The following is a 20062-nucleotide window of genomic DNA, read 5'->3' on the forward strand; positions in this document are numbered from 1 at the left end:
AAATCCTTTGATAGATATGAAGAAAGCTAGTGATACTTTCCTACGATATCCTGATTTATACTATATAAAAAGAAGGGAAGCTTTTTCCCTTCTTTTTTATATCTAAGTTTAATTTTCGAATTTTTGATGATTCTTATCATAAAAATCGATCAAGCCAAGCGCAGTTTCAAACGAAATGTTTTTCACTTTTGCACGACCTTGCGCAAGTGCAATGATAGACATTTCACGGGCGTTCGTTTCTTTACTGATACGATAGCCAGTGATCTTTTTATCACGTACCCAACCAACAACTGATTCCACTTTTTCGAAGTTCGATTTAGCCATGATTCTTCTCCTATATTATTATTTCCAATACTAATATAAAATTTTTTGCATATTTTGTCAACCATAATAGCTGAAAATACGAACAATTTTAAAAAAGTCAGATATTTTGTTATTTAGCTTTTAAAGCTGAGAGGATTTGGGTACGAATATTCTCTACACCATCCGGATTTGCTGGTAAGAAGAGGGTATTGGTGCCTTGTTTTTCTGCAAAGTTATTCAAAGTATCCAAATATTGGTTGGTCAAAAGAATCGACATAATCTGTTCTTCTGTCAAATTCACATTGGTGTCTTTCAATTCCTTGATAGAATCTGCCAAACCATCTACAATAGCCTTCCGTTGTTCTGCAATCCCGACCCCGTGAAGGCGATCTTTTTCAGCTTCCGCTTCGGCTGCAGTAACAATTTTAATCTTATCCGCTTCAGCCAATTCTTGGGCAGCCACACGTTTCCGTTGAGCAGCGTTGATCTCATTCATTGACTGCTTGACTTCAGCATCTGGTTCAACCTTGGTAATCAAGGTTTTTACAATGATATACCCGTAGGTTGACATTTCTTCAGCTACTTGTTTTTGAACCTCAAGGGCGATTTCATCCTTTTTCTCAAACAATTCATCCAAGGTCAACTTTGGAACAGATGAGCGCAGAGCATCTTCGATGTAAGATTTGATCTGAGCTTCTGGGCGCATCAATTTGTAGTAAGCATCCGTTACATTGTTTTCATTTACACGGTATTGTGTTGCGACATTCATGGTAACGAATACGTTATCTTGTGTCTTAGTTTCGACTACAATCTCGCTTTGTAAGAGACGCAATTGCACACGCGCAGCAATTTTATCGATACCAAATGGTGCACGGACATGAATCCCACTATTGCTGATCTTTTGATAGCGTCCAAAACGCTCAATAATTGCAACAGATTGTTGTTTCACCACATAGAGTGAGCTAATGAATACAGTAGCTCCAACTACTAGAATAGCCAATAGAAAAATCCAAATCATTTCCTGATTCTCCTTTATATTTTATTACTTTTTTAAGTGACTCTTTGTTAAAGAAGCCATCATACCAACATGTTATAGAGGGTTTCATTTCCATTTAGGTTAATGAAAGAAGGGTCAAATTGTTCAATCCGATTGATCAGACCTGCATAGTCATGCTTATCTGCCAAAGCAACCCCAATCAAGACTGGGCCAGTCCCCTTACTTGCTCGTTTGATGTACTCAAACCGCGTGATATCGTCATTTGGTCCTAAGATATCATTTACAAATTCTCGAAGAGCTCCTGGACGTTGCGGGAAGTTGACGATGAAGTAGTGTTTAATACCATCATAGATCAAAGCTCGCTCTTCCATCTCTGGCATCCGGTTAATATCATTGTTCCCCCCAGAAATCACACAGCAAATGGTCTTCCCTTTGATATACTCTCTCAACACTTCTAAAGCCGCTACACTGGCAGCTCCAGCTGGTTCTGCAACCAAGCCTTGCTTAGAATAAAGATCAATCAAGGTCTCAGAGATCAAGCCTTCGTTGACGCCAATCAAGGTCTCAACATTTTTTTTCGTTGCCTCATAAGTCAACTGGCCTACCTTTTGAACAGCAATCCCATCCGCAAATTTATCAATCTGTTTGAGTTTTACCGGGCCTCCAGCTTCAAAGGCTGCCTTCATCGACCGAGCCCCATCTGCTTCGATCCCAATAACCTCGATTTCCGGCGCTTGTTCCTTGATATAGGTGGATACTCCGGCGATGAGGCCTCCCCCACCAACTGGTACTAACACCGCATCGAAGGCAATGGATTCTTTCTTAGCTTCCTCTAGAATTTCGTAGGCTACAGTTCCTTGACCTGCTTGGACATTGGCATCATCAAATGGATCAATGAAGGTACAGTTTTTAAGCTCGGTATATTCCTGCGCCGCCTTAGAAGAAGCATCAAAAGTATCTCCTACTAATTTAATGGTCACATATTCTCCACCGAAGAAACGAACCTGGCTAATTTTTTGCTGAGGTGTTGTAATCGGCATAAAGATGGTCGCTGGGATTTTCATCTCCCGGCAGGTGTAGGCAACTCCTTGAGCGTGGTTCCCTGCTGAGGCACAGACTACTCCTCGCTCTCTCTCTTTCTCATTCAACTGAGAAATCGCGTAGTAGGCTCCACGAATCTTAAAGGAACGAACCCGCTGCGCATTTTCCTTCTTTAAGTAGATTTTCGCTCTATACTTTTCGGATAAATAATGATCATAATCTAAGGGAGTCTCAACAACCACGCCCTTTAAGACCTTGTGGGCTTTTATGATATCTTTCGATGTTATCATAGTCTTCCTCTTCTTCTCCTTATTTCATCTAATTATATCAAAAGACTGCAAAAATTTCAGCGCGTTTTCCAAATTTTCAGAAAAATCACCCAAAATGTTCGATATGGCACGTCTCTTCATACAGATTCTGCTAAATGGTTGAAAATACCTTCTAATCCATCTCTGCTATTGATGAAAAAGAAGTTGGGATTTCTCCCAACTTCACCATCACCTCATTAGTTATAGATTTTAAAGGCGTCGTCGTCATTTTTTCCAACGAATGGCATTGCTTTACGCAATTCAGCACCAACTTTTTCGATTTCAAGGTTAGCCGCTTGTTCACGGTAAGCAGTCAATTTTGGACGACCAGCTTTGTAGTCGTTCACAAAGTCGTTGGCGAATTTACCATTTTGGATATCCGCAAGAACGGCTTTCATGTTTTCTTTCACTTGCTCAGTGATGACACGTGGACCTGACACGTAGTCACCGTATTCAGCAGTGTTAGAGATTGATTGACGCATTTTCTTGAATCCACCTTCGTAGATCAAGTCAACGATAAGTTTCATTTCGTGAAGTACTTCAAAGTAAGCCAATTCTGGAGCGTATCCAGCTTCCGTCAAGACTTCAAAACCTGCTTCGATAAGGGCAGTCAAACCACCACAGAGAACGGCTTGTTCACCAAACAAATCTTCTTCAGTTTCTTCTTTGTATGTTGTTTCCAAAAGACCAACGCGGGCTGAACCAACACCTTTACACCAGTCCATGGCGATATCTTTAGCATTTCCTGTAGCATCTTGGTAGACAGCGTAAAGTGCAGGAACACCAAATCCTTCTTCATACGTACGACGTACCAAGTGACCAGGTCCTTTAGGCGCACACATGAAGACATCTACATCTGCAGGAACTTTGATGAATTCGAAGTGGATGTTGAAACCATGTGCAAATCCAACAGCATTACCAGCTTCCAAGTTTGGAGCAATTTCTGCTTCGTACAATTCTTGTTGGATTTCGTCTGGAGCCAAGATCATGATAACGTCAGCCAATTTAGTTGCTTCTGCTACTGTGTAAGTATCAAAGCCATCTTCTTTTGCTTTGTCAAAAGATTTACCTGGACGTACACCGATGATCACATCATGACCTGAGTCACGCAAGTTTTGTGCGTGGGCATGACCTTGTGAGCCATAACCGATCACGGCGATTTTTTTACCGTCAAGTGCTGCTACTTTTACATCTTTTTCGTATTCCATTTGAACTGCCATAGTTTTTTCTCTCTTTTCTATTTTTATTGCCTCTTAGGCTGTTTTAACAAATTTAGGTTGGATTTTAATCGCGGGTAAAGCCAGTTGCACCCGTCCGTGCGACATTTTTAATCCCATAAGGACGAATGACACGCAAGAGAGCTTCGTTCTTCTCTGCATTTCCTGTCATCTGCACGGTGATGGAGCTTGGAGCTACGTCTACCACAGTCGCGCGGAAGGGCTGGATAATAGCCAGCAATTCTGCCCGTTTCTCTGCTGGTGCAGAGACCTTGATCAGAATCACTTCACGCTCTAGGTGAGGTTTATCTGTAATGTCTCGGACGCGAATCACATCGACCTGGCGATTGAGTTGCTTGATGATTTGTTCGACTTCATCATGAGAGGCAACATCGATGATGATGGTAATCCGTGATACATTCGGATTTTCTGTTGCTCCTACTGAGATGCTCTCAATGTTGACTTGTCGTCTAGACAAGACACCGGTAAAGCGATTGAGAACCCCGGACCGGTTTTGAAGTTTGGCTGTTAACATTCTACGCATTAAACTTCACCCCCAACATCTCATGATTGCTCTTACCAGCTGGTACCATTGGTAAAACGTGTTCTTTCCGAGAAATGTCAATCTCGATGAACATTGGTACATCTTCGGTAATGACTTCCAAATCCTTCTCAAGGGTTTCGGGATTATCAAATTTGTAATTCTTAATCCCATAGGCTTGCGCCATCAATTGGAAGTCTGGCAAGGTTTCAAAGACGGACTCTGATGTTCGTCCATCATAGAAGGCTTCTTGCCACTGCCGAACCATCCCAAGTGAATGGTTATTGAGCATGATGACCTTGATCGGAATCTTGTAAACATTCAAGATTGCCAATTCTTGGTTGGTCATCTGGAAGCCACCATCTCCGACAAAGAGCACGACTTCTTTGTCTGGATTGGCAATCTTAGCACCAATTGCAGCTGGTACACCGAATCCCATAGTCCCTAAACCACCAGAAGTCACTAATTGCCGTTCGTTTTGATATGGGTAGTACTGAGCTGCCCACATTTGGTGTTGGCCAACGTCTGTCACGACGATGGCATCCCCCTTGGTCAACTCACCCACGCGTTCAATAACTGCTTGGGGTTGGACCACGCGTTCTTTCTTATCGTAAGAACGAACCCGGTTCTTATCTTTTGTGACCTTCTCGATCCATTTCTCCGTATTGTTGTGAACGACTGGCTCTGCCAACAACTGTTGTAGAGCTTTCTTCGCATCGCCAACAACGGGAATATCGACTGCAATGATTTTACCAATTTCTGCTGGGTCAATATCAATATGAGCGACTTTGGCATTCTTCGCAAAGGTCTTTGGATTTCCTGTCAGACGGTCATCGAAACGACAGCCAATACTGATCATGAAATCCGCTTCGGTCATGGCAATGTTGGCCGCAAAGGAACCGTGCATCCCACCCATTCCAAGGAAGAGAGAATGGTTTGTCGCAATCGTTCCCTGACCTAAAAGGCTAGTCACTACAGGGATCTGGTAGCGTTCTGCTAGGGCTACCAATTCTTCTGCCGCTTCCGCATAGCTAACGCCACCCCCAGCCAAAAGGACTGGTTTCTTAGCCTTGCCCAATTGCTTCAAGATTTTCTTAATCTGCAATTCATTTGGCTCAATGGTCGGCTGGTAACTTGGAATGTTGACTGCTGGGTTGAATATATAATCTGTTTCTAAGGCAGAGACATCTTTTGGAAGGTCAATGACGACAGGACCTGGACGACCAGTTGTCGCAATATGGACCGCTTCAGTAATAATCCGTGGAATATCTGCTGTCTCTCGTACTTGGTAGTTGTACTTGGTAATCGGCATGGTAATCCCAACAATATCTGCCTCTTGGAAGGCATCCTTCCCGATCCCAGAACGGTTGACCTGACCAGTAAACACAAGAAGAGGGACACTATCACTCATGGCATCAGCAATACCTGTAATGGCATTGGTTGCCCCAGGTCCACTAGTGACGACTGCGACACCCAACTTTCCAGTTGATTTGGCGTAGCCTTCAGCTTCATGCAAGCAACCTTGTTCATGTCGGCCAAGAATGTGTTTGATCCCTTTAAAACTATAAATAGCATCGTAAAGGGGCAAAACGGCTCCACCCGGGTACCCAAAAATGGTATCAATTCCAAGATCCCGAAGCGTTTCTAGCACAAGCTCTGAACCTGTCTTTGCAGTTTCTAAGGTAATTTTCTCCATGTCTCTCCTTTCTGTTTCTTTGATTATCAAATGAGCATGCTACTATCATACCATTTTTGGAAAATATTTCAAGGAAAAATCACAAATTTTCTGAATTTTCTATCCAAATCCGAATAATGAGATTTCTCCTGAAAAAAGAACAATCTAATCAAAAAAGTCTCTAGGAATCCTAGAAACTTTGCTTGCTTATAGCCAGCCCCTTTCTTGGGCGATCTTTGCTGCTTCCGTCCGATTTTCTGCATTCAACTTGGTCAGAATAGCCGACATGTAATTGCGGATAGTCCCGTTAGAGAGAAATAAACGATCAGCAATTTCTTGATTAGAAGCTCCCTTTGCAACTTCTTTTAGAACCGCCTGCTCCTGAGAACTTAGAGGATTGGGATGGGTCAGGATTCCCTCCATTAATTCAGGAGAATATTCTTTTTGCCCTGCCAAAACTGTATGCAGGGTCCCCATCAAGTCCGTGATGCGTCGCTCTTTTAGAACATAGGCATCGACTCCAGCCTTCAGGGCCCGCTCAAAGTAACCAGGTCTCTTAAAGGTGGTAACGATGACAACCTTGAGCTGGGGTTGTTGATTTTTGGCCCATTCCAACACTTCTAGCCCTGTTTTGATGGGCATCTCAATATCTAAGATAGCAATATCAACTGGATGTGTTTCGAGTAAGCGAATAGCTTCTTGCCCATCTCCAGCCTGCAAGACTTCTTCTACATCCTCTTGCAAAAGCAAGAGCTGACAGAGGGCATCGCGTAACATACTTTGGTCTTCAGCAACTAATAAGCGCATCTTATTTCCTTTCTTGATAGGGGATCCGTATTTCTATGCGGGTTGGCTTGTGACGACGACTGATCTCTAACTCTCCTCCCAATAAGGCAATCCGTTCGCGGATCGAGTGCAGATCCTTATCGGAAACTTTACTAAAGCCGATGCCATTGTCTTCTGCAACCATTTCTACACCTGTCTCGGTGGAGCAATAAGAGAGAAAGGCCTGCGTCGCTTTGGCATGTTTGATCATATTAGTGGCTAATTCCAGAGACACCATGGCCAGAGCAGACTCTAGGATCGGCGAGATGCTAGCTGTATCGAGCTCATTCTGAATCTCCACTTTGACTTGCGCCACTTCTAGCATTTGCTGGACAGTTTCTAGCTCTCTTGTCAGGGTTCGTTGCTTCAAGTTCTCCACAATCTCTCGGACTTGGTGCATGGACTCTTGACTGATAGCTTGAATCTCTTGCACCTGCTCCTGCGCCTTCTCAACCTGACCCAATGCTAAGAATTGATCAGCTAGGTCCGCCTTGACACTGAGCATGGCAAAGGTGTGTCCTAGACTGTCATGCAGATCGCGGCCAATCCGATGGCGCTCGTTTTCTGCCAACAAGAGATTGATCTGGGCATTTTGCTTGGCATGGTCAGCTTTCAACTCTTCCACCATCCGAATCCGAATCATGCCGTAGGTCATGGCATGGGTAAAAAAGAAAATAATGATTAAAAATACCCATTCATACTCCATCGCACTCTGTTTGAAAAAGATGGCCCCAAAAAGCAGGAATTGCGATAGAAAAACTGTCCAAAGATAGGGAGAGCGAAAATTGCGAATCTCAAAGTGATAGACCAATAGGTTGCTGATGAAGAAATAAAACCAAAAATAGTTGGCGTTAATAAAAAGAGTATTTCCTGCTACATAGGCTAGGAGGTATAGCCAACAAATCCAGGTCAGCTTTTTGTTTTCAGTAATCAAGACTCCTAGATAGGAAGCAATAAACAAGAGGGCTAAAAAGAAGTGCCAGTAGGGGACCTCCCCTAATAAAATAGAGATAAAGGGAAAGCCCATAAAGACTAGGCTAGCGTAAAACATATAATGGATACGCTTGAGTTTTTCAATCATGAACGAACCTCAGAATGACGACGATAAACAATGACAAGGGTAAACAAGACCAGGGTAAACAAGGTTAAATAGACACTAGCGAGAACATTGATCTGCCCCTTGTTTAAAAAGGTCTTGATCAGCTCCATCAATTGATAGGTTGGTAGGCATTTGCCGATGGCTTGCATCCATTCTGGAAAGAGGCTAATGGGCATCCAAAGGCCACCCATGACAGCGAGCCCCATGTAAAGGAGATTACCCACAACAGACATCAATTGACTAGAAGGAAGCAGGGTCAATACCAGACCCAAAGCCACAAACGCTAGGCTTCCTAGGATGAGAATAAAGGCCGACAAAATCCAATCTTGTAGGGACATATTCACATGGCGCACCACATGGCCCACGGTAAAGACAACTCCAATCGATAGGAGAAAATCGACAAAGAGACCCGCAACCTTTATTAGATAATATTCTACCATAGATACCGGGGTATGGCGCAAGACTTTTTGCCAATTGTTGAGTCGATCGGTTTCAAGAACTGTTGGAAAAGAAAAGATAGCCGTAGACATCATGGAAAAAGCCGTCATGGAGAGGAGATAATCCCTCATAAAGTGAGCGGGTGCCCCTGGTGTGTCCTGGTACATCCCTGAAAAGAAGAGATAAAAGGCCGTGGGCATCCCAATTGATAACAAGTAATAAATGGCTTGGCGTCGAGTCAAATGCCACTCAACCACGCCGAGAGCTTTCATGCGTTTCATCTTCTCTACCTACTTCCTTTGTATTTTCAAAAATAGAATCCAATAAACTTCGATTGGTCACCTCGATCTCTTGGATTGAACATCCTTCTTCCTGCAATCGCCTCCACAAACGATTGGCATCACCTGTCACAACCTGAAGGGCATCGGGTTTGACCGTCACTTGACCAATCCCTTCCATCTCGGCCACTAGAGCTTTGTAACGCAAGGGCAGGGTGAAATGTTTTTCTACCTCTTCGCTTCTCATAGCGAGAGGTGTCGTATCCCGAAGCAAATGTCCCTGATGCAAGACCAAAATCCGATCAGCTGTATGTTCTACTTCCTCGATGTAATGGGAAGAATAGACAATAGTCACACCTTGGTCCTTTAAATGCCCGACGATCTCCCAAAAGCGTTGGCGAGTGGAGGTATCCATGGCAGCCGTTGGCTCATCCAAAAACAGGAGACTGGGACGACCAATCAAGGTCAACACAAAGGATAAGAGACGCTTTTGCCCACCAGACAGCTTACTGGCTAATTGCTTCTTTTGTTCTGGAGTAAAACGCAATAAATCATCGATGGCATTGACCGTTAAAGGGTTGAGATAAATGGAGCGAAAGAAACTGATCAGTTCCTGCACGGTTAGCTTTTGCACGATGGCATTCTCTTGAGGGAGATAAGAGACACTAGCCTTTAACTGAGGATGACCAGGAGCTTTTCCCTCTACTTCAATAGTTCCAGAAGTCGCCTTCCTATCTCCTAGGAGGCAATCCATCAAGGTTGTCTTCCCTGCCCCGTTTGGCCCAATCAAGGCCAAGCAATCCCCTCTCTCGACTGTGAAAGAAAGATCTTCTAGAATCCCCTTTCCTTTGATACTTTTGTTCAAGTTCTCAACTCTAATGACACTCATGGGACTCTCCTTTCAACCAAATCTGGCCAGCTGGAATGATGACATAGACGACCAAGGTCACTCCCCAAACCGTTTGGAAAAACCAGCTAGGAAAATGGGCAGAAAACCAGCCCGTCATCATCTCAGTTACCCAAAGGAGCAAACACAAAACAGCTACCAATCCAATTTCAAGTTTCTTTTTCATTGCTCCATCTCCTTTTTAACAGCCTTGATCATCTTCAATCCTTCTTGGACCGCCCAGCTCATGATGCCAATCCCAGCAAATAATTCCCAAGGGAAATGGTAATAGAGACTATCATCCTTTGAAAAGATCAAATAGACGACCATCCCAACCACTGTTAACGTAAACACTTTATAGAACCATTGTTTCATTTTTCCTTACCTCTTACTTTCTGACTATATTATAGCAAAAGGAATAACTGCCCACTAGATGATTTTGTCACTGGCTCACATGACAAATGTCATGGAAAATAAAAAAAGGCCGGACAAGAGTCCGAGCCTATGGTGCTGGGGTTTCTTCTTTGAAACCATGGAGTTTTAATCCTGTGAAAACGGTCGATGCCTTGATGTCTTTCAGGTCACCGATACCAAGATCTTTAAAGTAAGATAAATCTTTAACCTTGTCCCAATCAATGGTTTCCATATCAACAGAGACTGTTGAGGCTAATTTTTTCTCTGGAGTGACCTTATATTCGATACTGAAGCCAGCTGTGTCTTTCAGAGCCTTGTATTCTGAATCTGACTGCAAACCTTCATTGATAATTTTTGTCATTTCTTCAGGACTTAGATTAGCTGAGTTAGTGGCAATTTTTTCTGGTAGGGCCGATAAAACATCTAACTTTAATTTCTGAACCTTATCACCTTTTGTCGTGATGGTGTAGCGATGTTGATTGCCATTGATTTCTGCAGTGAGAACCTTGGTTTCTTCCTTTGCCTCACTGGTAACAGTTTCACTTTTTTCTATCGAAGTAGTGGTTGAGCTTTTTGATGTTTCTGTGGACTGGGACTTAGTAGTACACCCTGTCATCACCAAAAGCAAAGCTCCTAAAAAGCAGATTACCTTTTTCATTTGCTTTTTTCTCCTATTTCTATTTTTCTAAAGTATAACATATCAAATAAAAATTGTCTAAAAACACCTATCTAATCGCTTTCATAAAGCTTTTTTTATCAAAAAAAGGGCCAAAAAATCATTTTTTGGCTCTTTTTCCTGCTATTTTTGAAATTTTTTGATTATTCAACGCTAAACAAATATGGGTAAACTGGTTGATTTCCTTGATGAATTTCGACTTCGACGTCCTCATATTTAGCCATCAAGTTTTGAGCCAAGTCATTGGCTACTTCTTCTTTACCATCTTCACCGATATAAATCGTGACAATTTCACTATCTTCGTCCAACATCTTGTCAAAGGTTGCTGTCAAGGTTTCCATCATATCTGGATTGGAAACGACGATCTTACCATCAACCATTCCAAGATTGTCGTTTTCATGGATTTCAAGACCATCAATAGTGGTATCACGAACGGCTGTCGTCACACTACCTGAAACAACATCTTCCAATGAAGCGCTCATGCGTTCGTAGTTTTCTTCGATCGACTTGCTCTCATCAAAGGCAAGAAGACTGGTCAATCCTTGAGGGATGGTCTTCGTCTCTACGACTGCTGCTGGTTGCTCAATGACTTCTGCTGCAGATTGAGCCGCCATCAAGATGTTCTTGTTGTTTGGCAAGATAATGATGTTGCGCGCATTCAACCCTTCAACAGCTTTGACAAAGTCTTCTGTTGAAGGGTTCATAGTTTGACCACCAGAGATGATGTAATCCACTCCTTGCGCTTTGAAGATATCCGCTAAACCGTCACCCGCAACGACTGCAATAATCGCATATTCTTTTGCTTCAGCTGGTTTCGCTTGACGTTCTTCTTTTTCAACTTGTGCTTCGTGCTGGTTGCGCATGTTGTCAACTTTTACTTTGACCAAGCTACCATATTTCAATCCTTCTTGCATAACAAGACCTGGATCTTCAGTATGGACATGGACTTTGACGATTTCATCATCGTTGACGACTAATAGAGAATCCCCAAGATTGTTCAAATAGTTACGGAATTCGTCGTAGTCAAAGTCTTTGACATAGGTTGGACCTTGCTTCAAAGCGACCATGATTTCTGTACAGTAACCAAAGGTGATATCTTCAGTTGCCACATGGCCCGCTACGGACTTGTGGTGCTCTGCGTTGATCATTTCTGACATGGTTGCTGGAGTCGCAACAAATTCTTCAGAAGCGATGAATTCTCCTGTCAAAGCTGATAGGAACCCTTCATAGATGAAGACTAAACCTTGACCACCAGAGTCCACCACACCGACTTCCTTCAATACTGGAAGCATATCTGGTGTTTTGGCAAGGGCTGTTTTAGCTCCTTCAAGGGCTGCACGCATGACTTCTACTGCATCATTGGTTGATTCTACTTTTTTCTTGGCACCGATGGCAGCACCGCGAGAAACGGTCAAAATGGTCCCTTCAACAGGCTTCATAACCGCTTTATAGGCTACTTCAACCCCTGCTTGGAAGGCTGCCGCAAGAGCTGCCCCATCCAATTCATCCTTGTCTTTGACGCTTTGAGAAAATCCGCGGAACAACTGAGAAGTAATAACTCCTGAGTTTCCACGCGCTCCCATCAAAAGCCCCTTCGCAAAGATATTTGCTGCTTCACCAACAGTTGAAGCAGAGCGATCGGCTACTTCTTTTGCACCATTTTCAATGGTCATCCCCATGTTGGTTCCAGTATCACCATCTGGTACAGGAAAAACGTTCAATGAATTGACATACTCGGCTTGTTTATTTAAGCGAGTAGCCCCTGCTTGGACCATTTCTTGAAATAAACTAGTTGTAATTTTAGACACGATTATTCTCCCACAATTTTAATGTTTTGGATATAGACGTTGACTGTATCCGTTGTGATTCCAAGTTGATTTTCTAAACTGAATTTGACACGCTCTTGAATATTTTTTGAGACTTCGCTAATCTTTGTACCATAGCTCAAAACAGTGTAAACATCAACCGCAATACTTCCTGCTTCCGCTGTTTTCACAACGACACCCTTAGAGTAGTTTTCCTTACCTAAGAGAGCTTGGAAATTATCTTTAATCGCGTTTTTGCTGGCCATCCCAACCACTCCAAAAATTTCAGTGGCTGCACCGCCTACAACAGTTGCGATGACATCATCGGTCAATTCAATTTGACCATCTTTTGTATTGATTTTTACTGTCATAATTTCTACCTCAAAAGTATTTTATATTCTATTTTACCATAAAAGAGGGCGCGTGTAAAAGGGATACACCTTTCTCCTATCGGTTGATACAAATGTCCAAAAAGAGGAAAAATGAAGAAAAAGAAAAGGGAGTGGGAAAGAACTCTGTAAAATAAAAAAAGTTGAAAAGGTTCCCCAAACCTTTTCAATTTTCCCACCCCCGCGCAGTTGATTAGGAAGTACGAATGTTTCAAACATGAGTAGTTCCAATCAACCACTGCGTCATACTACTATTCCTATCAAAAAGCGAAGGCTGGACACTTTATGCCCAGCCTTCTTTCTTTATTAAACGCGTTCTACTTTACCAGATTTCAATGCACGAGCTGAAGCCCAAACTTTTTTAGGTTTACCATCGATAAGGACAGTTACTTTTTGAAGGTTTGGTTTTACGGCACGTTTGGTTTGGTTCATCGCGTGTGAACGGTTGTTTCCTGATACAGTCTTACGACCAGTAAAATAACATACTTTAGCCATTCTGTTTTGCCTCCTATTAGATCTAATATTACGGATGTGCTAGCACCACATACCGTACTATATTACCAAAAAAACTTTCTCTTGGCAAGACCTTTGAATAAGTTTTTCTTAGATCGGCTTATGAAAAGGAATTCTCACCTACATAGATGATTTCTAGGTTCCCCAGTGAGACCTCTCCGACAATGTAAAAGTCTTTGCTGGTTAAATTGCTAGGATTTTCCTGGTGTTGGATAGCTGACAGAGAACTTTCTACATTGACATGAACCCGCCAGTCACTCGGGACATAGAGACTCAAACTTCCAAGGGAGACATCCACCGCAAACTGGGCTGACGGCCCTTCGATCCGGCAATTGTCAAAATAGATAGAAGCTTCTCCCAAACTCACATCCGCACTCCCACCCGTAAAATTCTGGTCATTCAAATACTTGGTCACTGTAGAGAAGGAAACATCGATGTCATTGCCAGCAGTTTGAGAAGATGTTCCTGCTGAGTAGGAGTTCCAAGTCGCTTTTGCTTTTTTGGAAGGCTTGAAGAGAATATTGAGACCGATCACCGCTAAAATAGAAGAAAAGATGACCACTGAATTGGATACTGGAAGAAAATGGTATTGGCCGTTAAGGGAGAAAAGGCCCAAAATCCCATATAGGAAGCCCCAACCAAAGTGGCGCTTCAAGAAACTAGAGAGGGAAAGGACTGCGAGCAAGACAACCCAAGCCAGCGTCCAGATACTGATCTCCCATTTTACAAAATAGCCTTGTAAGAGCACCAAAGCTGCTAGGAGGATTAAGAAAATCCCAATTAGTTTATTTTTCATTTTGTTACCTCATTTCCTTTAACCGTTCTTTTAAGAGTTGATAATAGTGTCGGGACACGTGTACCTGCTTATGGGTTTGATAAAAGTTTACTGTACTGGTTCCCGAAAAAGATTTTTCGATGGAATAAATCTGCTTGGTATTGACGATGGTCGACTTGGAGATGCGACAGAAAGCAATCGGCAAGAGCTCTTCCAATTCGTAGAGTTTTTGACGGACCTCATAAGCCTCTTCTTTTGTATGTCCATAGATCTTTTCACCATCTGTCTCAAAGAAGAGAATTTCTGAGACATCTACAAAGTACTCGCTTCGATCCTTGTAAAAGGTCAAGGGCGTCATTTTTTGCTCCAAGATCAACTGTTGCAAGCGGGCGACATCTTCCGTCAATCGAGGAGCCCGAATGATCATTTCTGGCTCATCCATCTGCGGATCTAATTCGATACGAACTTTCATAGGACTCCTTTCTTAACCTTTGTTAGTAACATTATAACAGGTGTTCGAAATCTTACAAGACCTTTTCGGTAAGTGGTTCTTTTCAGCCCCTAAGTGGTTCTTTCAGACAGCTAAAAAGGACTTGGTCTAAAGAAATCTCTTCATACCAAGCCCCTGGAACTAATAAAATTGGAAGCATTATTTTTCTTTTGGTGCGTCTGGAAAGAGAAAACCGAGACCAAGACAAGCCAAGACACCCGCAGTAATCACGACCCCATTTGAAATCGGAAGAAGGTCATAGATGGCATTGGCAATGATGAAACCAATGATGGCACAAATCAAGCTGGACTTGTAGTCTTTCTTAAGTGCATTTTCAAGAGTAAAGAAAGCAAACAAGACAACTGGAACCAAGGGCCAAAGATTGGCATCTATTTTCGGATATCCAATCATACTAAAGGTGATGACGGCAATAGCTGCAAGGATAAATCCAAACCCAATTAATTTTTTCATGATACTACCTCTTTTTGTAATGTTATCAGAAGACTGGCTTCTTTTGATAAACCTACTATAACAAATAGAGGCAAGTGTGACAAGGAAATCTGGATAAGTGGTCAAATTATCGGACTATCTGGTCATATGAACATGAATGAGCCAGATGAACTATTCATATTTAGGGGATAGGCCCTCTCCTTCATAAAACAATTAAAGTCTATGTCAATCGAGAAAACCAAAGATGAGTTTGAAAATTTTTATAATCATTTGGTACAAATTTTGGTACAAAAAGTGATTCGACATCAAAAAAAGCCCGTCACAATAGGCTTTTTCTTGTATCATTTGATGCCGAATGCAGGGATCGAACCTGTGACCTACGCGTTACGAGTGCGTTGCTCTACCAACTGAGCTAATTCGGCGATTACCCCTATAGTATAGCACTCTAAGAACGGATGTCAAGGGATTTTAGTTGATCTTTTTAATCAAAATCTGACAAGGATTTTTAAGATCCCATAGTTGAGGAAAAATCTCTAATTTTTTAAAACCAAGACTGCGATAAAAGACATTTGTTCGGTCATAATCTTTATTTGAACCTTCTGCGACTGTTTTGACCTGTAGGTAGTCCACTTGTTTGACTGCTTCTCTTTCTATAGTCGTAATTAATTCCCTTCCAATTCCTTGACCTTGGAATGATTTTTTCACGCCTAGACAATCAATCTCTGCACAATCTTCACTCGAATATGATAAGCTTATAAACCCTACTACATCACTTTCTTGATAAGCAGCCCAAACTCGTAAATCCTTAGCTCCTTCAATGTAGGCTTGCGTGCTTTCTGGTATTCCAAACCATTCTGGCAAATCCTTTAAAACCTCAGCGACAACTGCCATTTTTTGCTTTTCATCCTTAACTTCTTTAATAACAAGCATCATAAGTTCCTTTCTTGATTTTAGTCTTACTTTAGCTCTTACGAACCTGCACTTTCGTATGCATCTAATCCCCTATCCCAGAGTTTCAGAGAGATGCAAAAGAAGATAATAGAAATCAGAAGCAAACCACCAATATTAAAGAGTCCATCCTTGCCCTGCAAGAAATAGCTGGCAGGATAGTAGGCCGTAAAGGCGAAAGGTACAATAAAGCTAATTAACCAACGAAGGAGCGAATTGTAAATGGAAATCGGGTACTTGGCAAAATCATTAAACATATAGAAAATGTAAATCATGGCACCTGACTGCTTGGTCCAAAAAGCGATGCTAGCTGTAGCAATTTTCAAGGAAGTATAAATCAAGGTCGCAAAAGGAATACAAACTAGGAAAAGCAGGAATTTGGGAAGAGTCCAAGCAATGCTAGTCACTGTTGTTCCCAATAGAATGCCACCTACCAATAGCTCACCCAAGGCATCAATCTGAAAGGTCTCAACGAGGATGTGAAAGAGAGGATTGATAGGACGAGTCAGATACTTGTCAAACTCCCCTTTTCGAACTAAGCGTTGACCTAGTGCCCAGAGATTGTCAAAAAAGAGGTGATCTAATCCCTTTGGAATTAAGGAAAATCCATAGATAAAGGCAATCTCTTGAAAGGTCCAACCTTCTAGCGAGGGGATGTGTTGAAAGAGTACATTGAGAAACAAGAGGTTTAGGCCTTGAGTCAGAAAGACTCCCAACACACCAACCACAAAATCAACTTTGTATTCCATGATTTGCTTGATGTATTGTCTAATAAAAATCAGATGCATGCGTTGATATTTTTTCATACTAACCTCCCTGAATGGTGATAAATGACTGGACTCGTTTCCAAATCAACTGAGACAAGCCCACCATCACTATAAGCCAGAAAAGCTGAAGCAAAAGTGCTTGAAGAATCTGACTGGCATCGTATTTCCCAACAATGATCATAACCGGAGTGTAAATCAAGTATGAAAATGGCAAGAAGGAGAGAATATCTGAAACCACCTTTGGAAAAAACGTCAAGGGAATCAAACTGCCAGACATAAAGGCCACTATTGAAGTCTTGAGTAGATTGGAACCCCATAAATTTTTAAACACAAAGGCTGAAAAACCAAAACAGATATTAAAGAAAAAGTTAATCAGATAAGCCAGAGTCAAGCTAAAGAGATAAAGGACAGTTAATCCCAGCACTTCTACAATCCCTTGACCAGATAAGATTTTCATCAAAACAATGACACTTAAAAATGGCAGTCCAACAGAGATAAAAATCAACCACTTGGAACCAAGCTCGGTGAAAAGATAAGAGGTCGAAAAATGGACTGGTCTCAGCAAGCGCATGATAATAGAGCCATCTTTTACCTCATCACCAATCGTAAAGGAGCTATCAGACCTGGTCAAAAGATTGGTCACAAAACTCATGATGATGTAGAGGGTGATATCCGCCATACTGAAGCCCTGAATCAAAGGCTCCTGGGAGGAGTCAAAGACAGCCTTCCAGAGATAGAAAGCGACAAAAGCCCCCATGACATCACCAATCCGATAAAGAATAAAGTTGACTCGATAGCTAATCAACTCCTGAATCCCTGCATTGATAAAGGGTTTATAACGTCTCCACAATTTGACCATCTTAGAGCTCCTTTCGATAGAAGCGACGGATAATATCTTCAATATCTGTATCTACCATCTTCAAATCACGAACTTCAAAATCAGATAAGGTTTGCTTGATAATATTAGCCGACTGGTAGTGGGAACTATCGAATTCAATATTGAGAGTATTTCCTTGTCTATCAATGGACATATCAGGCAAGCCCTCATAATGAGAGACTAGATGATTTTGACCTGGCGTCAGGTCAAAGGAGAGAGTCTTCATCTTTCCAAAGGTCTCCTTGAGCTGGCTAACCGTTCCATCAAAAATCTCTTGCCCCTTATCAATCATAAAAATCCGATCACAGAGTTGCTCAATATCACTCAAATCATGAGTAGTCAAGAGAATAGTTGTCTCTTCCTCCTGATTAATCTGAGTAATGGCCCGACGAATGTTGTCCTTGACCGACACATCCAAACCAATAGTCGGCTCATCTAAAAAGAGAACTTTGGGATTGTGAAGCAAGGAAGCCGCAATATCCGCCCGCATCCGTTGACCTAGTGAAAGAGTCCGCACAGGATCCTTGATAAATTCCTTCAAATCCAAAACTTCATTCAAAAAGTCCATGCGCTTATGGAAAAGCGAGTCCGGTACATCATAGATCTCTTTCAAGACCGTGTAGGTCTCTTGCAGAGCCAAATCCCACCATAGCTGGGTGCGTTGTCCGAAAACGACTCCAATATCCTTGACATAATCTTGGCGATTATCCTGGGGAATCTTGCCGTTAATCCGACAAAAGCCAGATGTGGGCTTCAAAATTCCTGTCAGCATTTTGATGGTGGTTGACTTCCCAGCACCATTTGCCCCGATAAATCCTAAAATCTGCCCTTTTGGAACTTCAAAAGTTAAATCCTTGACCGCTTCAAATGTCTGCTTTTCAGGATGAATAAAGGAGCGCAAGGCTCCCTTTAACCCCGGCTCCTTAACTGTCTTCACAAAATTTTTCTGAAGATGTTGCACTTCTATCATTGCCATATCTATCTCCCTATCGTAAGAAGCAACATTGTATTTTTGACTACAAATATTCTAAATCCTTACTTTCTACACTTACTCAATATTATTACAGAAGGCTTTATACCAACCTATTATAATCCAATAAAAAAAGGAATGCAAGCGTTTGCTTATAGATTATGAAATTAGAGATTTCTCTCTTAAAATGAAACTTTTAATCAAAAATTCTGTTAAATAGTTTCCTTAAGACACCAAAAAACCTGCCCTTAGGGGCAGGCTTATTGTTAAGAAAAAGAATTTTTTTAATCGAGAAAATTAACGATTCTACTGTTAATCCTTCAGCATTTAATTATTATCATCAGTCTCAATGGATTTTTAAGCCCTCAATTATTCTCTAAAAATTCTTTAATACGAGAAACAATAGCATCGCTTTGATAATGATAGAGGTCGTGAGGCGCATCTATATAGTCGACTTGAACATTAGACTGGTCGCTTGCAAATCTCTCTGCATAACGTTGCCACTCTGATTGGCTAAAGGTCGTGCCTTCACTGTTAGAAACCAGGAGTAAGGCTGGAATTTTCGGATTAATGCTAGATGGAACTTTCTTGGCATTTTCCTTTGCCAAACGGGATTCATGAAGCATGGCTTGTGACATCAACTGCTTATATGCTAGTAATTTATATTGTTGTCGTTCAGTTTCAGTCAGAGTTGGATTTTTTATATAAAAGGACTCTGGGAAATAACGGAGCAGGCCAATCTTACTCGTCCAATAGGCTAAGGTTATGAGAGTTGGGTGTTCTTTTAAATCTTCATAACTCGCTGGCAAGGCCCAATCCAGACCAATCAAAGCCTTCACTTCATTCGGATATTTCTCTTGCCAAGCAAGACTCTCTAAACTAGCCATAGAATGCGAAATAATCACATAAGGACCTGAAACATGGGCTTGCGCCAAAGCTTGACGGGTCTCAGAAAGGACCTCCATCACATCTCTTGAACGATCACTATCTTCACTAAAACCATATCCCGCTCGCTCTACGACGACTACTTTGTATTTTTTGGATAGAAGATCTGATAGATTCTTAAAGTCTAGGATAGGGGAAGCGATGCCAGCACCTGAAAGTAACACGATTGTTTCAGGCCCTTCTCCAGTAATCGAGACATTCATTCGATGTCCATTGACTGTAACTTGTTTACCAATGGGTGTGAGAAGCTTACTTTCATTTCGTAAACTGAATTGATGAAAAACAAATGTAGCACCTAAAAAGAGCAGGAGAAAGCCACAAACGATCCAGCTCCACAGTTTGAATTTTTTCATAGGCATATTGTACAAAAATTAACCCCTAGAAGCAACCTTTCCCAAACAAAAAACAAGATCCACATGGGACCTTGCTGTATTA

The 20062-nt window shown here is 41.8% G+C and carries 24 protein-coding genes and 1 tRNA gene; all 25 read right to left on the reverse strand.

Translation table 11 applies throughout. The features are described 5' to 3' along the window. Positions 1 to 108 precede the first annotated feature (108 nt). Positions 109 to 324, reverse strand: coding sequence for a hypothetical protein (locus ADH27_RS00110; RefSeq protein WP_006594972.1), 216 nt, complete (start codon positions 322 to 324; stop codon positions 109 to 111). Positions 325 to 433: 109 nt separating this feature from the next. After that, positions 434 to 1321, reverse strand: coding sequence for an SPFH domain-containing protein (locus ADH27_RS00115; RefSeq protein ID WP_023022202.1), 888 nt, complete (start codon positions 1319 to 1321; stop codon positions 434 to 436). A 59-nt stretch (positions 1322 to 1380) separates the two neighbouring features. After that, a complete protein-coding gene (gene ilvA, locus ADH27_RS00120; protein ID WP_048714769.1) occupies positions 1381 to 2631 on the reverse strand; it encodes a threonine ammonia-lyase IlvA in 1251 nt (416 codons plus the stop codon). Positions 2632 to 2846: 215 nt separating this feature from the next. Continuing rightward, on the reverse strand, positions 2847 to 3869 hold the full coding sequence (gene ilvC / locus ADH27_RS00125) for a ketol-acid reductoisomerase (RefSeq protein ID WP_023027688.1): 1023 nt from the start codon (positions 3867 to 3869) through the stop codon (positions 2847 to 2849). Between the two features lie 64 nt (positions 3870 to 3933). Beyond that, positions 3934 to 4410 carry an acetolactate synthase small subunit gene (gene ilvN, locus ADH27_RS00130; protein WP_006594976.1) on the reverse strand — a complete coding sequence of 159 codons (477 nt, stop codon included), beginning with the start codon at positions 4408 to 4410 and terminating at the stop codon, positions 3934 to 3936. Then, positions 4403 to 6103 (reverse strand): acetolactate synthase large subunit, encoded by a 1701-nt coding sequence (locus tag ADH27_RS00135; RefSeq protein ID WP_048714772.1) that lies wholly within the window; start codon positions 6101 to 6103, stop codon positions 4403 to 4405. Before ADH27_RS00135 ends, ilvN begins: the two co-directional genes overlap by 8 nt. Positions 6104 to 6289: 186 nt before the next feature. Next, the gene (locus ADH27_RS00140; RefSeq protein WP_048714774.1) at positions 6290 to 6889 is read right to left on the reverse strand and encodes a response regulator transcription factor; all 600 of its coding nucleotides are present in this window, start codon (positions 6887 to 6889) and stop codon (positions 6290 to 6292) included. A gap of 1 nt (position 6890) precedes the next feature. Beyond that, positions 6891 to 7988, reverse strand: a complete 1098-nt coding sequence (locus ADH27_RS00145) for a sensor histidine kinase (RefSeq protein WP_048714776.1) — start codon at positions 7986 to 7988, stop codon at positions 6891 to 6893. Then, positions 7985 to 8725, reverse strand: a complete 741-nt coding sequence (locus ADH27_RS00150; protein ID WP_048691472.1) for an ABC transporter permease — start codon at positions 8723 to 8725, stop codon at positions 7985 to 7987. Before ADH27_RS00150 ends, ADH27_RS00145 begins: the two co-directional genes overlap by 4 nt. Further along, complete coding sequence (locus tag ADH27_RS00155) at positions 8694 to 9611, reverse strand: ABC transporter ATP-binding protein (RefSeq protein ID WP_048714778.1); 918 nt, start codon at positions 9609 to 9611, stop codon at positions 8694 to 8696. Before ADH27_RS00155 ends, ADH27_RS00150 begins: the two co-directional genes overlap by 32 nt. After that, complete coding sequence (locus ADH27_RS00160; RefSeq protein WP_048714779.1) at positions 9598 to 9795, reverse strand: hypothetical protein; 198 nt, start codon at positions 9793 to 9795, stop codon at positions 9598 to 9600. Before ADH27_RS00160 ends, ADH27_RS00155 begins: the two co-directional genes overlap by 14 nt. After that, positions 9792 to 9983, reverse strand: a complete 192-nt coding sequence (locus tag ADH27_RS00165; protein WP_014712940.1) for a hypothetical protein — start codon at positions 9981 to 9983, stop codon at positions 9792 to 9794. Before ADH27_RS00165 ends, ADH27_RS00160 begins: the two co-directional genes overlap by 4 nt. A gap of 127 nt (positions 9984 to 10110) precedes the next feature. Beyond that, positions 10111 to 10680 (reverse strand): SP0191 family lipoprotein, encoded by a 570-nt coding sequence (locus ADH27_RS00170; protein WP_048714783.1) that lies wholly within the window; start codon positions 10678 to 10680, stop codon positions 10111 to 10113. Between the two features lie 161 nt (positions 10681 to 10841). After that, complete coding sequence (locus ADH27_RS00175) at positions 10842 to 12506, reverse strand: DAK2 domain-containing protein (protein WP_048714785.1); 1665 nt, start codon at positions 12504 to 12506, stop codon at positions 10842 to 10844. A gap of 2 nt (positions 12507 to 12508) precedes the next feature. Then, entirely contained in the window at positions 12509 to 12874 is a 366-nt protein-coding gene (locus ADH27_RS00180) for an Asp23/Gls24 family envelope stress response protein (RefSeq protein WP_006594986.1), read from the reverse strand. 324 nt (positions 12875 to 13198) lie between these two features. Beyond that, positions 13199 to 13387, reverse strand: coding sequence for a 50S ribosomal protein L28 (gene rpmB / locus ADH27_RS00185; protein ID WP_001140948.1), 189 nt, complete (start codon positions 13385 to 13387; stop codon positions 13199 to 13201). Between the two features lie 118 nt (positions 13388 to 13505). After that, entirely contained in the window at positions 13506 to 14201 is a 696-nt protein-coding gene (locus tag ADH27_RS00190) for a LiaF transmembrane domain-containing protein (RefSeq protein WP_048714788.1), read from the reverse strand. A 4-nt stretch (positions 14202 to 14205) separates the two neighbouring features. Beyond that, on the reverse strand, positions 14206 to 14652 hold the full coding sequence (locus ADH27_RS00195) for a LytTR family DNA-binding domain-containing protein (RefSeq protein WP_048714790.1): 447 nt from the start codon (positions 14650 to 14652) through the stop codon (positions 14206 to 14208). 177 nt (positions 14653 to 14829) lie between these two features. Beyond that, positions 14830 to 15141: a hypothetical protein gene (locus ADH27_RS00200; RefSeq protein ID WP_048714792.1), complete on the reverse strand. Its 312-nt coding sequence runs from the start codon at positions 15139 to 15141 to the stop codon at positions 14830 to 14832. Between the two features lie 328 nt (positions 15142 to 15469). After that, positions 15470 to 15542, reverse strand: a tRNA-Thr gene (locus ADH27_RS00205). Positions 15543 to 15588: 46 nt separating this feature from the next. Then, positions 15589 to 16050 carry a GNAT family N-acetyltransferase gene (locus ADH27_RS00210; RefSeq protein ID WP_048714794.1) on the reverse strand — a complete coding sequence of 154 codons (462 nt, stop codon included), beginning with the start codon at positions 16048 to 16050 and terminating at the stop codon, positions 15589 to 15591. Between the two features lie 38 nt (positions 16051 to 16088). Next, positions 16089 to 16874 (reverse strand): ABC transporter permease, encoded by a 786-nt coding sequence (locus tag ADH27_RS00215; RefSeq protein WP_048714795.1) that lies wholly within the window; start codon positions 16872 to 16874, stop codon positions 16089 to 16091. A gap of 1 nt (position 16875) precedes the next feature. Beyond that, complete coding sequence (locus ADH27_RS00220; RefSeq protein WP_048714797.1) at positions 16876 to 17694, reverse strand: ABC transporter permease; 819 nt, start codon at positions 17692 to 17694, stop codon at positions 16876 to 16878. A 1-nt stretch (position 17695) separates the two neighbouring features. Beyond that, on the reverse strand, positions 17696 to 18688 hold the full coding sequence (locus tag ADH27_RS00225; protein ID WP_048714799.1) for an ABC transporter ATP-binding protein: 993 nt from the start codon (positions 18686 to 18688) through the stop codon (positions 17696 to 17698). Between the two features lie 359 nt (positions 18689 to 19047). Beyond that, the gene (locus ADH27_RS00230; RefSeq protein ID WP_048714801.1) at positions 19048 to 19986 is read right to left on the reverse strand and encodes an alpha/beta fold hydrolase; all 939 of its coding nucleotides are present in this window, start codon (positions 19984 to 19986) and stop codon (positions 19048 to 19050) included. Positions 19987 to 20062 lie beyond the last annotated feature (76 nt).

The organism is Streptococcus sp. 343_SSPC (assembly GCF_001072385.1).
Lineage (GTDB): Bacteria > Bacillota > Bacilli > Lactobacillales > Streptococcaceae > Streptococcus.

What these genes read in the sequence shown, in the direction of transcription:
- ADH27_RS00180 (WP_006594986.1), bottom strand. Translation starts at nt 12,874, where the DNA reads ATGACAGTAAAAATCAATACAAAAGATGGTCAAATTGAATTGACCGAT.
- ADH27_RS00145 (WP_048714776.1), bottom strand. Translation starts at nt 7,988, where the DNA reads ATGATTGAAAAACTCAAGCGTATCCATTATATGTTTTACGCTAGCCTA.
- ilvA (WP_048714769.1), bottom strand. Translation starts at nt 2,631, where the DNA reads ATGATAACATCGAAAGATATCATAAAAGCCCACAAGGTCTTAAAGGGC.
- ADH27_RS00150 (WP_048691472.1), bottom strand. Translation starts at nt 8,725, where the DNA reads ATGAAACGCATGAAAGCTCTCGGCGTGGTTGAGTGGCATTTGACTCGA.
- ADH27_RS00220 (WP_048714797.1), bottom strand. Translation starts at nt 17,694, where the DNA reads ATGGTCAAATTGTGGAGACGTTATAAACCCTTTATCAATGCAGGGATT.
- ADH27_RS00165 (WP_014712940.1), bottom strand. Translation starts at nt 9,983, where the DNA reads ATGAAACAATGGTTCTATAAAGTGTTTACGTTAACAGTGGTTGGGATG.
- ADH27_RS00225 (WP_048714799.1), bottom strand. Translation starts at nt 18,688, where the DNA reads ATGGCAATGATAGAAGTGCAACATCTTCAGAAAAATTTTGTGAAGACA.
- ADH27_RS00155 (WP_048714778.1), bottom strand. Translation starts at nt 9,611, where the DNA reads ATGAGTGTCATTAGAGTTGAGAACTTGAACAAAAGTATCAAAGGAAAG.
- ADH27_RS00160 (WP_048714779.1), bottom strand. Translation starts at nt 9,795, where the DNA reads ATGAAAAAGAAACTTGAAATTGGATTGGTAGCTGTTTTGTGTTTGCTC.
- ADH27_RS00200 (WP_048714792.1), bottom strand. Translation starts at nt 15,141, where the DNA reads ATGAAAAAATTAATTGGGTTTGGATTTATCCTTGCAGCTATTGCCGTC.
- ADH27_RS00110 (WP_006594972.1), bottom strand. Translation starts at nt 324, where the DNA reads ATGGCTAAATCGAACTTCGAAAAAGTGGAATCAGTTGTTGGTTGGGTA.
- ADH27_RS00170 (WP_048714783.1), bottom strand. Translation starts at nt 10,680, where the DNA reads ATGAAAAAGGTAATCTGCTTTTTAGGAGCTTTGCTTTTGGTGATGACA.
- ADH27_RS00195 (WP_048714790.1), bottom strand. Translation starts at nt 14,652, where the DNA reads ATGAAAGTTCGTATCGAATTAGATCCGCAGATGGATGAGCCAGAAATG.
- ADH27_RS00230 (WP_048714801.1), bottom strand. Translation starts at nt 19,986, where the DNA reads ATGCCTATGAAAAAATTCAAACTGTGGAGCTGGATCGTTTGTGGCTTT.
- rpmB (WP_001140948.1), bottom strand. Translation starts at nt 13,387, where the DNA reads ATGGCTAAAGTATGTTATTTTACTGGTCGTAAGACTGTATCAGGAAAC.
- ADH27_RS00210 (WP_048714794.1), bottom strand. Translation starts at nt 16,050, where the DNA reads ATGCTTGTTATTAAAGAAGTTAAGGATGAAAAGCAAAAAATGGCAGTT.
- ADH27_RS00115 (WP_023022202.1), bottom strand. Translation starts at nt 1,321, where the DNA reads ATGATTTGGATTTTTCTATTGGCTATTCTAGTAGTTGGAGCTACTGTA.
- ADH27_RS00215 (WP_048714795.1), bottom strand. Translation starts at nt 16,874, where the DNA reads ATGAAAAAATATCAACGCATGCATCTGATTTTTATTAGACAATACATC.
- ilvC (WP_023027688.1), bottom strand. Translation starts at nt 3,869, where the DNA reads ATGGCAGTTCAAATGGAATACGAAAAAGATGTAAAAGTAGCAGCACTT.
- ADH27_RS00135 (WP_048714772.1), bottom strand. Translation starts at nt 6,103, where the DNA reads ATGGAGAAAATTACCTTAGAAACTGCAAAGACAGGTTCAGAGCTTGTG.
- ADH27_RS00190 (WP_048714788.1), bottom strand. Translation starts at nt 14,201, where the DNA reads ATGAAAAATAAACTAATTGGGATTTTCTTAATCCTCCTAGCAGCTTTG.
- ilvN (WP_006594976.1), bottom strand. Translation starts at nt 4,410, where the DNA reads ATGCGTAGAATGTTAACAGCCAAACTTCAAAACCGGTCCGGGGTTCTC.
- ADH27_RS00140 (WP_048714774.1), bottom strand. Translation starts at nt 6,889, where the DNA reads ATGCGCTTATTAGTTGCTGAAGACCAAAGTATGTTACGCGATGCCCTC.